Here is a 15,358-nt window from a genome sequence, read left to right on the forward strand (position 1 = left end):
CGGTAGAGACTGAAACTATGACCACTATGGCTGGCGACTGGGAAACACTCACTTTCGATTTTGCTAACCAAGTTGATGGTACAGCCGCTCTTAACTTTGCCAATACGTACAATAAGGCCTCTATCTTTTTCAATTTCGGAACAGATGGAGTCACTGCGGGTGCTCAAACTTATTACTGGGATGACGTAACTTTTGGAAGTGCTCCCGAGCCTTTTACAGTGGTTGATATTATTGCTAACAGTAATGATCACAACACGCTTGAGGCGGCACTAGTAGCTGCCGGACTTATCGATGCACTTAACGGCGACGGACCTTTTACTGTCTTTGCTCCTACAGATGAAGCTTTTGCCAATCTTCCCGACGGAGTTCTTGACGCTCTTTTGGCAGATCCTACTGGCGATTTGCAAGAAATTTTGCTCTATCATGTTTTAGGGATGGAAGTTCTGGAAGCTGATATTGTAGCTGGAGACCAAACAACCCTTCAGGGAGAAGCTGTAACGATTACTATTACTAGCGGGCAGGTTTTTGTAAATGATGCGCTAATTACTGTTACAGATCTAATGGCTGATAATGGTGTTGTACACGTTATCGATGCGGTGTTGATTCCTGCAAGTATAATTATTGGGCTCGAAGATATTAGCAATAATACTTCCGTAAGTGTTTGGCCAAACCCTGTTGTAGACCAGCTCAATGTTTCATTTAAAGATGGGAACTTTGCCGGAGCTACCTTGCGTATATTTGATGTGGCAGGTAGATTAATTAAATCGGTAAATGTGAGTTCTTCTATTGTGAATGTTCAAACTGCTCCTTTTCAAGCGGGACATTACATTATGAGAATTGATACTCCACAAGGTGGATTCTACCACAAATTTGTGGTGACTAAATAGTGGCTCAATTGAGGCTTAAATCTGGATCATAAGTTTGATAGCCCATACAGACATGCGTTGGGCTATCGATCTTTCTTAACTGGACACCTATGTGTATTGACAAACTCTAGTTTGTGGCCATGCGAGGCCAAACAAAAAAGCAGCCTCATGGCTGCTTTTTTGTTATCAATAAATTCAAAAATCAATTCTCTTTAATCAATTTAAAGCTCGAGCTGCCCTTATCTCCGGTAGCGCGAATAAAATAAATACCCGAAGCGTATTTGCTCAAATCAATTTCCAGCCACTCGGCATTTGCAACAGGAATAGCTTTCAATTCACGACCACTTACATCGTACAAGCTAATCAAGTCTATGCCTGACGCTGACCCCAGTCCGATTTTGACATTGTCGGAAGCGGGATTTGGAAAAATGCTCAAATTGTATTGATCTGCATTATCCACTCCAACGAATACATTTTCGTCAAAACAAATTTCCAGGCTCCAGGCTTCAAAGCTTCCACCACCAGATAATTCAGAGTCTTCGAGTTCAAGCGTCCATATTCCGCTAGCTTCTTCGTCGGCAAAGGCCGAAAGTGACTCTAGCGGCGCATAAGCCAATCCAGAAGTGGGTGGACAGTCAATTTCTGCCAAACCATCATCTGAAAATGATAGATTAAAATCCTGATCGGACCCACAAACATTGGCAAACAAATCTACCACCGTGCCGGCAGGGCTGATCAATCGCGCGCTCAAATCGCTAACTCGGAAATGAGCTCCAGAGAGGCCGCTTACTCTCACAGTTTCAACATTCCCCGAAAGGGGCACCTCAATTTCTGACGAATATACTGTCGGAAGAGCAGATATGCTTACAGGCAAATCTATTGCCAGGTTAATTAAACAGGGTAAAGTTGAGAATGAGTATACCGCAGATGTAGCCTCTCCACATTCATTATCAGTGCGTACCCTCCAGAAAAGGGTTTCAACCGGTGGCAAATCCTGATAGAAATAATTGACATTGGTTAAACCTTCAAAAGATTCAAGCATATCGGAAAAAGCTGCGTCAAATGCAATATCAAGAGCGTAAACCGCAGCGGGCGAAATGCTTTGTTCCCATACAAAAGTAACTGAGGTAGCCACTTCGCTATTCAAGTTTTGGGGAAGCAAGAGTTCGGCTGCCGCCGGAGTCTCTTCATTTATATTCAGATTCATATCCAGATTAGATGCAATATTTCCAGATAACCCGTTGACAACAATATCGTAAGCACCCACGCTGGAAGCACCGCTGGCCGTGAGGGTAACTGTACTGCTTTGTCCAGGACTTATCGTTTCAGGGTTGAAAGTTGCGCTTACACCATTTGGCAGATTAGACACGCTTAGCTCAATTAAATCGCTAAACTCAAAAACAGGCAAGGCAGTAACACCAAAGGCCGTTTCGTTGTTTTCACAGACGTTTAAGAAAGTCTCGTTTGTAGTGAGTAGGTAGCTACCACCCTCGGCAAAACAGAGCTCAATAGACCAGTTGGTCAAAGACCCACCTGCTCCGTTCACCTGATCGAATACCTTCAGTTGCCATATCCCTTGCGAGTCTTCACCGTTAAAGTCAGAAAGCGCTTGCTCTGGCAGATATGACTGACCAGATGTCGGCGGACAATCTACATCTTCAGAAAAAGCAGCATCATCAAATCCAAAGTTGAAATCTGTATCGGAACCACAAACATTGCTAACGAGCGTTACCTCGGTGCCCTGTGGACTTTTAAGCTTGAAAACCAGATCGCTAACCCGGAAATGAGTACCTGCAATATTTGTAATATTCACATCGGTAATAATTCCACTGCTCTCCACTTCCAAATCTGATGCAATTACTCCGGCTGTTGCGGGGATAGCTTGGGGAACATCGTTGCTCTCAAATCCAAAACAAGAATGGGTAGAAAAGCTAAAAACATTAGAGTAATCTGATACTCCACAGGGTGTAGATTTCCGGACGCGCCAGTAATACGTGGTTTCAGCTTCTAAACCGGCAAGAAAAAGCACACTTTCAGAAAGGTTTTCGATATCGTTTACAATATCAGTAAATCCTGCATCAAGAGCCAGTTGAAATTGGAAAACTAAATTGGGCGATGAAGAAGAGCTCCAGCTAAATTCAACATCGGTTGAAACAAATTCTGCATTATTTTCTGGCGAGTTAAGCTCTGGTATAGAGGCATCTACTGCATTAAACCCAACTTGTAGCGGGAGGCCAACCTGCGTACCCATAGATGTACCGAGTACGACCAGATTTACTACCCCACTCTCTACTCCCGAGGTATTAGAAAGTGTGAGTGTTGTGGATTGGCCGGGCAATAAAGTAGTAGTACCGAAAGTAGTTGTAATTCCTATGGGATCGTTTTGCAACGACAATGTAACCGGGTCATCAAAATTGCCAACTGCCTCGGCAGTAATATTAAAAACTACATTATCGCCAATGCATACTATCTGCGATGAAGTATCGGAGGTGAGATAAAACCCTTCGGTAATGGCGTTTATTGTAAAATTTGAATTTGAAATATCAAAAAAGGTTCCGGCATCGTTCATCACCATTACTCGTGCGGTGCTGGTAGCACTATTTGGAACACTAACTTCTGCACTACCTGAGTTTGCAACATTTTCTGCTAATAGCACGGGGTATGAGGTGCCCCCATCTACCGAAAGGTAAATATCAACAATCTGACAATCAATAGGCAACTGATCAGTATTTGCTACATCCCAGGTTACAGTTTCTAATGTATAAGCATCCCATGCTATTCCGGAAGTGGTGGGATACGTTACTGTAAATGGCCCTGCATCTGCCACGACCGTCACGGTTGTATTTTCAAATTGGGTACATCCAGCGCTCGGCGAGTTGTCGCGCACAGTGACTCTAAAATTCATGTTTCTACCAACTGCCGGAAGGCGTTCCCATATTTGGGAAGCCGAGTTGGCAAGGGATGGCAATCGCGGAAAATAGCGTGTAGGGCTCAAATCAGGGTCGAATGATCTGAAGTTAGGGCCATTTGTTGAGCCGGCAGAAGGTGGCTGGGTTGAAATTTGACTATCAGTTTGCTCCCAGCAGTATGTCAATATATCGCTTTCATCCATATCGCTGGCTTGAGCAGTAAGCGCAAACGGAGTAGATATTGGGATGAACACATTTGTTGGTACACTCTCTATTTCTGGAGCAGTATTATCAATGCTGGTAATCACAGCACAACCATGAGATTCTATTTCGATTCCTATCTGGCGCATGCTCACCCCGTGGAAGTAGTCATCGCTATTATTTTGAACATCAGGAGAGCAAATTCCGGCATAAGCCATAATGGTAGATCCGCTACCGGGCTCTATGGCTGTTGAATTGTTGCGATTGCCATTGCAGGAATTATTAAAAGTGTGGCTGCCACCAAACTGATGTCCCATTTCGTGCGCCACGTAATCTATATCAAACGAGTCGCCAATAGGAGCTCCACTGCCGGTAACTCCACGCGCTTTTTGCAAACCACAAACAACGCCCAGACCGGCGAGGCCACCGCTATTTGTACCAAACACGTGGCCAATATCGTAGTTTTCCGAGCCTATTACATCATTTATATTTGTTTGATTTTGATTTATCATCGCCCCGGGATTTCCATTACTGTAAGGGTCCGTAGAAGCACTGGTATAAATAAGTGAAGTGGTATTTGCAATGAGCTCGAGCGTAACACCAAAATCGCGTTCGTACACCATATTTACTCTGTTTACGGTCGTTATAATTGCCGAAAGTGCATTTGGAACTGTTCCGCCTTGAAATTGAGTGTACTCGCCTGTGGCAGCAATAGCCAGGCGGTAAGTTTTCAGCTCACAATTATTATAGGGTATGGCAAGTTTTGATTCCTCAGGCACGTATTCACCATCTCCCCCATTTACCAGGCAATCTGCTGTTTTGTTTGCAATGTATTTTGAACGGGTGTACACAATATAGGCCTCTGTATCGCCTTCAAAAGCAGGATCTATAAAGATTGTTTCCTCGCCGGGCACTTTATACATGGCGTGTAGGCCTTTCGGCGAAAGGTCTAATTTTCCCCAGGTGCTATGGTTTTGAGTTGATACAATATTATAGGTTACTATTTCTGGGAATTCAGTCTGTAAGGCTGTGCTCATGGTTGTATTCTCAACCAGAAAAAAAGTTGAAAATTTCCCGTTTTCCGCAGGCAGTTCAATTGTATAATCCGTTTTTAATTGCAATATTTCCTCATAAATTGCCTGAAAATCTATCGTAAAATACTCTGCTTCGCGCGACTCAATAAGCGGTTTGTCAGAATGATTTGATTTGAGATGGTTTAAACTAACGCTGTTCCAGTTTTCCTGTGCAGCAGCAGAGAAATTTAAAAAACAAGCTAATAGAAAAGTCACCAGCACGGATGTGCGGAAGGGGTTTAATTTCAGGTTTGTCATAATAATATAATGGTTTCAAAAATCAAAAGTACATTCATCCTGCGGAGTAATCCAGTAGATAGTGCATGGAAAATAAAAACTTTAGTGCTATTCAAGGAATCCCGAAAAGCAAGAGTTTCTATTATCTACCATCTGCTCTCAATCCATCAATTCGTTCAATGATAGCAGTTTGCTCATCTTTGGCAATTTTAAATTTTGGATCTGCTTGTTCAATTTCGGAGGGCGGCTCTTCATCGGGAATTTTGTAATGCAGTACATATACATAAGCATATTCCAGCATGGGCATATCCATGGCAATGTCGCCGCGGATATATCTAATTATATCTTTCCGTTTGCGAATGCCTTCGAAAATGGCAGGCACAGTTTCGTTTCCACGGTTGTACAGACCTTCAAAAGCGATTAAGCTCACAACGGCGTTTGGATTTCCGGTAAGAGCCAGTAATTCATCGTCGGTTGCTATGCGCATCAGTTTCAAGCGCCGGGCATAGGCGGGATCCATTTCCTGCTTTCTAGCAATCTGCTCGGTTCCTATGTAATTATCGGCCGTTATTTTTTCTACAAGCATTTCTACTTCTGCACTAATATTCATTGGCTTTTTTTCCGATTCTGACAATTCTACTTTTGACCTGCATGCAGATGAGCAAAGTAAAACAACCATAAAAAGACAAGAAATACTCTTTTTCAAATAATTATACCGGTACATATGAGTTCTTTAAAATATAGTACTGCCTTAAACTGCAGCCTTAAATACAAACCTCAGATTTTCTTTTTTAGTTGAGCTTTCCGAAAAAATCAATTCTGTGCACTGCGTCCTTCCGGAAATGGAATCGTAAGCTCCTGACCAGGAAATATTTTATCCGGATCTTTCAGCTGGTCTGTATTCGCCTCAAAAATACGCTTGTATTCCATGGGTTTACCATAATACGCTTTCGCGATTTTTGAAAGTGACTCGCCACTTTTTACGGTGTGCTTCGCGTAATACTGATGATTAGAAACTTTTATATCGGCCTCAATATCAGAAGGATTTTCACCGCCAATACGCTTTATTTCATCCCACATCAAGTCTTTCTCGCGCAAAGTGTTTACTGTTCCACCTACCCTCAATTTCGATCCGGATTCTTCTACATAACCATCCTTAACATTCATTTTTTCGCCCATATTCAATACGGGTTGGTACTTTTCTTTTACGCTCATAATTCTTGATTTAAAAATTAAATTTGTCAATTTCAAAATTTGAGATTGCAACTCGCAAGTTAGCATTTCAAACTTGTGTAATTTTACGATTTTAACCTATCAATTCTTTCTATGCCTGTATTTATTCATCTCGCTAATCTAATCATTCCCAAATCGATAGTTGAAGCAAAATATCCCGGCGGTATAAAAAGCTTTAAAGCCGAAAACGACTTTGATGGCGAAAATCACAACCAGCAAGATGATGAATTGTTCAGCATTTCAAGAAAGTTCATCCATGAATTTGACATTGGAATGCTCATCCAAAAAGGATTTGATTACGATAAGGAAAACCATTTCTCAAATGATTTTGTGCTACTTCCGCGAAAGGGAAAAGCACCGTGGCAGCCTGAATGGTTAGAACAGAATGGCGTTTTTGCCTGGCATACCTCCAGCCATCCCGAATCAATAAAACGGGCAAACTTTATAGCGCACGAGCTCGATGCCGAAACTATTAAGCGCAGTTCAGATCTCGGGGTAAATCTATTGCTACCTATTCGCAGAGATCAGAGCGATTATTACCCGAAGGATTAATTTAATATGACGACCGACGTATGTCGCCGCTATCGGGCGCAGAACCGTCATTCCAGAAAAAATCAGGATGTGCTTCTTCACGTATTTGGGGCAATTGTGACAAGGGCAAAGCTTTGTATGAGGATGAAGTCATAGACCAAAAAACGATCAAGGTCATATCGGGTTCATCGTTTTCTATGAGATCTACGTCGATTATAAATTTCTGCTTTGGATTAATTCCTTTTGGCACTACACCGCTTATATAGATGATTTTCTCAACCAGACCATCATTAAACTTTATTACATGGTCTATCCCTTTTTCTATGCGCCAAGGTATTTCGTATTTACATTCGTAATAAACCAGCCCGTCTCTATTCTTTTTTTTTGGCGGAGCCAGATAAACATCCTCCCGGCTGGTAATACCCTGCGCAACAACAGAAGCTATGGCAATGCTTTCTGAATAAATTGTACCCTTAATTGTAAGTTGAGCCAAAGCATCTCCATACCCGCCGAGGAATAATAAAATAATTGTGAATAAAATGTAGAATCGCTTCATAAACGCAAACTGACTTGTATTATGTCAAACTTATCTCTCACACTAAAATGGAAGATCAGGCAGGAAGTAAAAGGATGAAAAACCCTTTGAATGCGGTGAAAATAGCCAAATTCTTATGGCCTAAAATCACTATCAACATAAAATCTTAACATTTTAGTGTTATCTTTTTCATGGATTCAGTATTGCGATCAATTTTTTATGAAAACTAAAAGAGATTGCTGTCGGTCTGAATAGCATCGCATTATGGATGGTAAAAAGAACAATTACAGGATCTACACGAAGACCAAAATCCACAGCCTGACTCAATTTAGTTTCAAAACAAGAACCGGAACATTTCAATTTAATTGCAACATGATTAATATAGAATCACCGTTGCAAGAAAAATGTATCAAGCTATATGTCTGCGCGTTAGCTCTCCGACCTATCAATTAAGATGAAAATATCTGAATAATTTCTTTCTTTTTTCATTCTTTTTTTTCATTTTAGAGCGCTTTCTTGTGATATGCAGTCGGGTAGATGAGAGAAGACGCTGCGCATCATTAGTGAAATAAGATTTCTATGGAACAGAATTTTAAAAAGGAATTAAAAGATATTACTCAAAACCTCATTGTGCAGCCCATACACACGGAAGCACGAGTTCCATTTGATTTTCACTCCTATCCCCTTTCTGCCAATCAGGCATTGTATGTGCTTTCTTTAAAATCAGGCGAATTGATTTATCAGCGCAATATTTTAGCGCTGTTGGGCTATCACGAACAGGAATTTAATTTTGACTCGCCATTTGATTTAATCCACGAAAATGATTTTCCGATAGTAAAAGATATAATTAAAAACACGCTGGCTTTTTCGCGAGACTACGGCTTGCCAGAAGAGTCTGTACTTTGCATTACCTATAGAATGCTTAAAAAAGACGGAACTTATATTAGAGTACAGCGGCTTTCAGGGATTTGCCCAAATCCCGATGGCAACTCCCTAAGGTACAACTATTCCATACTTCAAGACATTACCTATATGGGAATGAACCCTGATGTGCATTGGGACTGGAATAGTCCCGGATTAAATAAAGGAGCCTATATAAATGCGATAAAAATTCAACCCGTCGAAAATTTGACCAAAAGGGAAAACGAGGTTATGGAATTAATCCTCGAAGGAATTGATGGATACGCAATCTCCAAAAAGCTTGGAATTAGTTACAACACCGTAAAGACACATCGCAAGAATATATTCCAGAAAACAGGGTGCAGCAGCGCTCCTGAATTAATGCACTATATAAGAAAAGGGGTCTTTCGTCGAAACTCTTGAAAAACTTCTTTTCACTTACTGTTCAATTGTTTAGATTTGTCGCGTTGTAACTTTTTACCCATCAAAATTACCAATTGAATGAAAAATTTGACCATTACGCTTGCGGGTATTTTATACCTCGCCACATCACTCTATTCCCAAGATTATTTCTACGATGAAGACCGCCCTCTGGCAGTCTCTGAAAATGCAAAAGAACTGGTTGTTCACTTAAACACAGCCGAAGCATTTTCGAAACTCACAAAACAAATTCCATCCGGATGGAAGCTCGTGAAGCAAATTGAAAAATACCAAATGGTGGTTCTTGAATCTCCGTCAAATCTCCCTGAAAATTTCTCGCTTACCGATCTTGCCGGTTATTCGGATTTGAATATTAAAGACGAAAATTTCGCTATTCAGCTTGACGACGGATTTAATCTTTGGCTAGGTTATCAATTGCTGCTTGAACCTAAAAACGGAGTATCCATACCAAATGATATTTCGGGTTTAATGGAAAAATTTGGCGGAAGCTTTTACCGCGATGACTTTGGAAAGTTTATTATTGAAGTCACCAACCCCAAAAATTCGCTGCTTTTTGCAAATGCACTTGTTGAAAACGGATATGTAAACTGGGCCCATCCCAATTTTTACGCCAATCATACCAAATACAGCGACCCCTTGTACCCATTTCAATTTCAAATGAATAATACGGGACAATACATTAGCGGTACCAACAGCCTGAACGATATAGACTGCAATGCCGCCGAAGCATGGGGTATTACTACTGGAAGTTCTAGTATTACAGTTGCCGTAATTGACGATGGTATGGAAAGCCACGAAGATATGGAAGATGCAAATGGAAACAGCCGCCTTATTGCAGGCTTCACTCCATCAAATGGAGCAGGTGGCACCCCATATTCTAGCGGCGCTCACGGTATGGCCTGTTCAGGTATAATTGGTGCTTCACACAACGATATTGGTGTGCGTGGCGTAGCTCCAGGAGTAAAATTTAAATCTGTAAATATCTTTGAAGGAAGCGAAACGACAAATGATTTGGCCAATGCATTTACCTGGGCCAAAAATCAGGGAGCAGATGTAATGAGCAATTCTTGGGGATATACCTCTTGCACATTAAGCCTTTCGGCGTTGAATTCTGCAATTACCGATGCCAAAAATAATGGGCGCGGTGGAGCTGGAAGTGTTATTGTTTTCGCTTCAGGAAATGGATATAAAACCTGTGTTGATTATCCTGCAAAACTTAGCTATGTAATGGCAGTTGGGGCAGTAACAAATCTAGGTACACATTCTAACTACGCCAATGAAGGCTCTGATCTTGATATCGTTGCACCAAGTAACGCTGCTCCCGGACAAGCAGGCGCAGGTGTACGTACAATAGATCGCGAAGGATCAAATGGCTACAGCTCTGGAAATTATACCAGTGGTTTTGGAGGTACGTCTGCCGCCTGCCCTGTTGTAGCAGGGGTTGCAGCACTTATTCTCTCTCACGATCCCACCCTTACCGAATTAGAAGTGAGAAATCTTATTCAGAGTACGGCCTCCGACATGGGAACTTCTGGATTTGACAATACTTATGGATACGGGCGTGTAAACGCTTATCAGGCCTTAATGCAGATAGGTGGAACACCAGCGCCGGTTTGCAATCTTACTGTCTCAAACTATCCTTACTACATGGATTTCGAAAACGGATTGAGCGGCTGGGCACAGCAAGATAACGACGATTTTGATTGGACGCTGAAAACAGGATCGACAAGCTCTTCAGTCACAGGACCTACTTCGGCATATCAAGGCAATTTTTATCTGTACACAGAAGCCTCGGCACCGAATTACCCCAATAAAACTGCCGGAATTTTAGCGCCTTGCTTTGATTTAACAGGCATAGACAATCCTTCGCTAAACTTCATGTACAATATGTATGGTGCAGCAATAGGCCAATTAAGCGTTGAAGCGAGCACGGACGGGCAAACCTTTACGGAAATATGGTCGCTATCCGGAAATCAGGGCAATGCCTGGGAACTAGCAAACATTAGCCTGGCAGCATATACCGGCGAGAGCACCTTTAGTTTTCGAATTATAGGAACTACAACAAATAATTATACAGGCGATATAGCCATCGACGATTTATCAGTCACTTCGGGAGTCATTGCCCCTATTGCGAGCTGTACCACAACAATTGAAAATTATCCCTACGTTGAAAGTTTTGAATCTGCCGTTTCGCTATGGCAAAACTTGGAAAATGATAATATCGACTGGACAAGGGATGCAAGCGGAACACCTTCAAACTCAACCGGCCCCATAGCTGCTGCCGATGGTACTTACTATTATTATATAGAAGCTTCATCGCCAAACTATCCGGCAAAGACGGCTGTGTTGGAATCTCCGTGTTTTGATGTTACCGCAATTTCAGATCCGGTAATTACTTTTGAAACAAATATGAACGGTGCTGCCATGGGTACTTTAACACTGGAAGCCAAGACCGAGACAGGCGACTGGACAAGTATTTGGAGCCTTAGCGGAAATCAGGGTAGCGACTGGCTTTATCAGCAAATAGGCCTGGCAGATTATGCAAATGAAACGGCCTTGAAATTTCGATTTACAGGTTCTACAGGCACTTCTTTTACAAGCGATATGGCTTTGGATGCGATTTTTGTTGGTACCGCTCCTGCGGAAACCGGTGGTGATTGCACATCAACAATTGCTGCATTTCCGTATTCAGAAGGTTTTGAAACGGTAGCTACAGCGTGGATTCAAGGCAATTCCGATAATCTGGACTGGACACGAAAAACCGGCACCACAACCTCGTCAGGCACCGGACCGGGAAATGCCTTACAGGGATCATACTATTATTATATGGAAGCTTCATCGCCAAACTATCCGGCAAAATCTGCCGAACTGATCTCACCTTGTTTCGATTTTTCAGCAGAGACGAATGCAGCTATCGACTTTTCGTATCATATGTATGGAAGTAGTATGGGAGATTTGAAACTCGAAGCCAGAAATGGAAACGGCCCATGGCAATTGCTTTGGTCAATAACCGGTAATCAAGGAAATAACTGGATTACAGAAACTGTGTCGCTTAACGATTTTAGCGGAAGCGAAAACATAGCACTTCGCTTTATTGGCACAACCGGCACCAGCTTTGCAAGCGATATAGCAATAGACGGAATACAGGTTTACACCAATACAACGGCGACAGCCTGCCTACCCGAAGATTTTACCAATAACGTTAACTCATATGGCGGCTCACAAGATGCGGGCACTCACAGCGTATCAGGAGGAGGAAGCACCATTTCAATACAAAACAATGCTTGGAAATACGCGCCTTTCAATTACACAATTACAGCCAATACCATGCTCGCTTTCGAGTTTAAAAGCACCGGCCAGGGAGAAATACACGGAATAGGTTTTGATACGGACAATAATATTTCCAATACGCTCACCTTTCAACTTTATGGAACGCAAGCGTGGGGGATTTTGAATTACGAAAATTATTCAGGTTCAAACTGGCAGTCGTACACCATTCCGGTAGGGTCATTTTTTACCGGAACGTATAACAGACTTACCTTTGCTTGTGATAACGACGGTGGAACGGGTGACAACTCGCAATTTAGAAATATTGTTATTTATGAAAACGGAAGCTGCACGCCCGGGATTTCAATCAATACCTCAACTGTGAACAATGCAATTATTGGTACAGAAAATGAAACCGTCTCTACCTTTGTAGTTTATCCCAATCCGGCGTCGAATTTGGTTCATATTACCATAAATAATGTCCGAGAGCAAGGGTCTATCGCCCTTACAGACATTAGCGGCAAGGTATTGAGGGTCATTAAACTGCAAACAGAAAACACCGACTTAGATATCAGTAATTTTGCAAATGGTGTTTATTTTATTCAATTGCTAAATGGCGACCAAATTTTGGAAACACAAAAATTAATCAAGACAAATTAATACTTTAGTAAATCGATTAGTAAAAAAGGGAGTCTGTTTCAGATTCCCTTTTTTGTTTACACATGGCGAGCGCTTTAATTTAAAGGTATTATCTTCGCAGCCGAAAAATAGTTAGTACAATCTGCCCCGGTTAATTTCTTAAGAGACCAATAGCGGGTAGAAAGGATAAGAATCAAATATTTAAAGAACAGCAAAGAATTAATTTTTCAGATATGTTAAACGCACCGCGCATTTTATATACCAAAACAGATGAAGCACCGGCATTGGCCACAGCCTCATTTTTACCCATTGTAAAAGCATTTACAAATACGGCAGGAATTACAGTTGAAACGCGCGACATCTCTCTCGCCGCTCGTATCTTGGCTGTATTTCCTGAAAAGCTAAGTGCTGATCAGCGGGTAGTTGATGCGCTGCACGAACTTGGTGAAATTGCCAAAACGCCGGAAGCCAATATTGTAAAATTGCCCAATATCAGTGCGTCCATTCCACAGCTAAAAGTAGCCATATCCGAGCTTCGGGAGAAAGGCTATAATATTCCGGAATATCCGGAGGATCCTGAAAATGACGAAGAAAAAGAGGTTAAATCGCGTTACGACAAGATAAAAGGCAGCGCTGTAAACCCTGTACTTCGCGAAGGTAATTCAGACCGTCGCGCACCTCGAGCCGTAAAAGAGTACGCACGCAAACATCCGCACTCTATGGGCGAATGGAGCAAAAAATCTAAAACCCATGTGGCCAGCATGGATCATGGTGACTTTTATGGAACCGAGGTTTCAAAAACCATGACCAAGGCCACAAAGGTTAATATTGAGTGGATTAACCAAGATGATGTAACGCATATTTTAAAGCAAGACTTGGCTCTACTAACCGGTGAAATAATTGATGCTTCTGTAATGAGCAGAAAAGCATTGTTGGCATTTTTGAAAGCTGCAAAAGCCGAGGCGAAAAACGAGAAAATCCTCCTCTCCATTCACCTGAAAGCCACAATGATGAAGGTTTCCGACCCCATTATTTTTGGCCATGCCGTAACCGTTTACTTCAATGAGCTTTACGCAAAACACCATCGTATATTTGAAGAGTATGATATCGACCCGCGAAATGGATTCAACGATTTACTGGTTGCTATTGAAAATATTCCTGAAGTAAAACGTCACGAGATAGAAGGCGATATTGCAAAAGCATACCAAGAAGGGCCTGACCTGGCAATGGTAAATTCTGATAAAGGAATTACAAACCTCCATGTGCCGAGCGATGTAATCGTAGATGCTTCGATGCCAGCGATGATACGCACATCAGGTAAAATGTGGAATAAAAAAGGTAAGCTGCAAGATACACTCGCCATAATTCCAGACAGAGCTTATGCCGGATTGTATAAGGAAACGATTGATTTTTGCAAAAAACACGGTGCCTTTGATCCCCGCACGATGGGAAGCGTTTCAAACGTGGGGTTGATGGCTCAAAAGGCCGAAGAATATGGCTCTCACGATAAGACTTTTGAAATAGAAGGCAAAGGTAAAGTGGTAGTTAAAACCGAAGACGGGAAAATTATCATGTCTCACGATGTGGAAGAAGGCGATATCTGGAGAATGTGTCAAACCAAAGATGCACCTATCCGCGACTGGGTTAAACTTGCAGTAAACAGAGCGCGAGCTACCGGCACACCTACCATTTTTTGGCTGGATTCCAATCGAGCACACGACAATGAGGTTCTTAAAAAGGTGAAAGCCTATCTTCCGGCGCACAACACAGAAGGTCTTGATATTCAGATTATGTCGCCCATTGAGGCTACTAAGTTTTCGCTTCAGCGCATGAAAGATGGAAAAGATACCGTTTCTGTAACCGGAAATGTATTGCGCGATTATGTAACAGACCTCTTCCCTATTTTGGAAGTAGGCACCAGCGCCAAAATGCTTTCTATTGTGCCTTTGATGAATGGAGGTGGATTGTTTGAAACCGGAGCAGGTGGGTCTGCACCAAAACACGTTCAGCAATTTCTCGAAGAAGGACACCTTCGCTGGGATTCACTTGGAGAGTTTTTGGCTTTATCAGCATCGCTAGATCATTTAGGAAATTTCGCAAATAACCCCCGGGCTATAATTCTAGGCGAGGCACTTGACGAAGCCAGCGGAAAATATCTTGATACCGATAAATCTCCTTCGCGAAAAGTTAATGAGCTAGACAACCGAGGAAGCCATTTTTATTTGGCAATGTATTGGGCAGAAGCTTTGGCAAAACAAGAAAAAGACAAAGAATTAAGCTCCTTTTTTGGTGAAGTTGCTAAGAAGCTAAAAGACAATGAAGACAAGATAATCGCTGAATTGCTTGCCGCTCAAGGTCATCCGGTAAACATCGGCGGTTATTACGAACCGTTAGATAAAATGGTAAACGACGCTATGCGACCAAGCGCTACTATGAATGAGATTTTGACGTGGTAGATAGTTTTAGCTGCAAGCTGTAAGCCGCAAGCTTCAAGTAGCATTTGTCTTTAGCTGCGCGATTTTCTTG

At 42.0% G+C, this 15,358-nt stretch carries 9 protein-coding genes; 5 read left to right on the forward strand and 4 right to left on the reverse strand.

The genetic code is table 11. The features are described 5' to 3' along the window. Positions 1 to 887: fasciclin domain-containing protein (locus tag G3O08_RS14085; RefSeq protein WP_163286027.1), on the forward strand; the 887-nt coding region annotated here is incomplete at its 5' end. Between the two features lie 181 nt (positions 888 to 1,068). On the opposite strand, the gene G3O08_RS14090 is transcribed toward G3O08_RS14085, so the two are convergent. The 3 genes from G3O08_RS14090 to G3O08_RS14100 form a co-directional block, all read right to left on the reverse strand. Further along, on the reverse strand, positions 1,069 to 5,307 hold the full coding sequence (locus tag G3O08_RS14090) for a reprolysin-like metallopeptidase (protein ID WP_163286028.1): 4,239 nt from the start codon (positions 5,305 to 5,307) through the stop codon (positions 1,069 to 1,071). A gap of 121 nt (positions 5,308 to 5,428) precedes the next feature. Continuing rightward, complete coding sequence (locus G3O08_RS14095) at positions 5,429 to 5,896, reverse strand: hypothetical protein (protein ID WP_163286029.1); 468 nt, start codon at positions 5,894 to 5,896, stop codon at positions 5,429 to 5,431. Between the two features lie 203 nt (positions 5,897 to 6,099). Further along, positions 6,100 to 6,501, reverse strand: a complete 402-nt coding sequence (locus tag G3O08_RS14100; protein WP_163286030.1) for a LysM peptidoglycan-binding domain-containing protein — start codon at positions 6,499 to 6,501, stop codon at positions 6,100 to 6,102. Between the two features lie 111 nt (positions 6,502 to 6,612). Between G3O08_RS14100 and G3O08_RS14105 the strand changes: the two genes are divergently transcribed. Beyond that, positions 6,613 to 7,071, forward strand: a complete 459-nt coding sequence (locus tag G3O08_RS14105; RefSeq protein WP_163286031.1) for a hypothetical protein — start codon at positions 6,613 to 6,615, stop codon at positions 7,069 to 7,071. 1 nt (position 7,072) lies between these two features. Here G3O08_RS14105 and G3O08_RS14110 read toward each other — a convergent pair whose 3' ends face one another. Further along, complete coding sequence (locus G3O08_RS14110; RefSeq protein ID WP_163286032.1) at positions 7,073 to 7,606, reverse strand: hypothetical protein; 534 nt, start codon at positions 7,604 to 7,606, stop codon at positions 7,073 to 7,075. Between the two features lie 558 nt (positions 7,607 to 8,164). On the opposite strand from G3O08_RS14110, the gene G3O08_RS14115 reads away from it, so the two are divergent. The 3 genes from G3O08_RS14115 to G3O08_RS14125 all read left to right on the forward strand — a co-directional run bounded on the left by G3O08_RS14115 (position 8,165) and on the right by G3O08_RS14125 (position 15,288). After that, positions 8,165 to 8,908, forward strand: a complete 744-nt coding sequence (locus tag G3O08_RS14115) for a LuxR C-terminal-related transcriptional regulator (protein WP_163286033.1) — start codon at positions 8,165 to 8,167, stop codon at positions 8,906 to 8,908. 78 nt (positions 8,909 to 8,986) lie between these two features. Continuing rightward, positions 8,987 to 12,853, forward strand: coding sequence for a S8 family serine peptidase (locus G3O08_RS21745; RefSeq protein ID WP_163286034.1), 3,867 nt, complete (start codon positions 8,987 to 8,989; stop codon positions 12,851 to 12,853). 212 nt (positions 12,854 to 13,065) lie between these two features. Further along, positions 13,066 to 15,288, forward strand: coding sequence for an NADP-dependent isocitrate dehydrogenase (locus tag G3O08_RS14125; RefSeq protein WP_163286035.1), 2,223 nt, complete (start codon positions 13,066 to 13,068; stop codon positions 15,286 to 15,288). The last annotated feature ends 70 nt before the right edge of the window (positions 15,289 to 15,358 follow it).

Origin of the sequence: Cryomorpha ignava, from assembly GCF_010686655.1 — a bacterium.
Taxonomy (GTDB): Bacteria; Bacteroidota; Bacteroidia; order Flavobacteriales_D; family Cryomorphaceae; genus Cryomorpha; species Cryomorpha ignava.